1 protein-coding gene is annotated in these 1,030 nt (G+C 60.1%); it reads left to right on the top strand.

Annotation, left to right across the window (positions count from 1 at the left end; all coding sequences use genetic code 11):
* Positions 1 to 140 precede the first annotated feature (140 nt).
* Positions 141 to 1,030 (top strand): porin (locus AWB81_RS43435; protein ID WP_062644766.1); only part of this gene is annotated, 890 nt, incomplete at its 3' end.

Raw genomic sequence — 1,030 nt, forward strand, 5'->3', positions numbered from 1 at the left:
GCAGGAGCAGTACGGCGATTACTAGCTGGAAACCTGGCGCGCCCACGCAAGAGAAACGCATTTCCATACAAGCAACAATCAATAAGCCGCCGGGTTCACCCGGAGGCACCAAGACCGGAGGAGAAAAAATGAAATCAAGGTTGAAGTTAAAGTTGAGCAGTGCTGCGGCACTGGCCATGTTCGCCACCGCCGCCCATGCCCAATCGGCGGTTACGCTCTACGGCGTAGTCGACACCGGACTGCTGTATCAAAGCACCTCGGCGGCGACGTTCCAGCCTCACGCGCCAAACCTGGGGCACGTCTATCAACTCAAGGATGGCGGCATCTATTCCAGCTACTGGGGCCTGAAGGGAAGCGAAGATATCGGCGGCGGCTACAAGATCAACTTCAAGCTGCAGGGCGCGTTCAACACCACGAACGGCAAGTTTGGACTGGCCGACACGCCGGGTACGACCGCGATCTTCAATCAGTTCGCTACGATCGGCGCGTCTGGCCCGTTTGGCTCGATCGACGCCGGCCGGCAGATCATCCCGATGATCTACGCGATGTCGGAAACCGATGTCCGCGGCGCACAGTATTTCGGCAGTATCCTGACTGCGTGGCTGGGCGTGAATCAGGCGGCCGGCTGGCCCGGCACCAGCACGAACGCCCCGATCGGCGCCCTGTATGACAGTAATGCGCTGGTCTACAATTCGCCGAAATTCTATGGCGCCTCGCTCGCGCTTGAATACGCGCCGGGCGGTGTTGCCGGCCAGTTCCAGGGCGGCACGCGCGAGTCGGCGGTGCTCAAGTATTCGAACTACGGTTTGAATCTCGCCGCCGTGTACTACAACGGGCATGACACCAATCCGTTTCCGCTGACCTATCCGGCAGCGCCGGCTGTGCCTGCGACGGGTCTGGCCAACAATCGCTTCTACTATTTCGGTGCGATGTACACGATCAGCGGGTTCTCGATATCCGCCTCGTACGGCATTGGCAAGAACCCGGCGAACACCAACACCGCGGACTTCGAAATGGCATCCGGCGGCCT

The sequence above is a fragment of the Caballeronia arationis genome (genome assembly GCF_001544975.2).
Taxonomy (GTDB): domain Bacteria; phylum Pseudomonadota; class Gammaproteobacteria; order Burkholderiales; family Burkholderiaceae; genus Caballeronia; species Caballeronia arationis.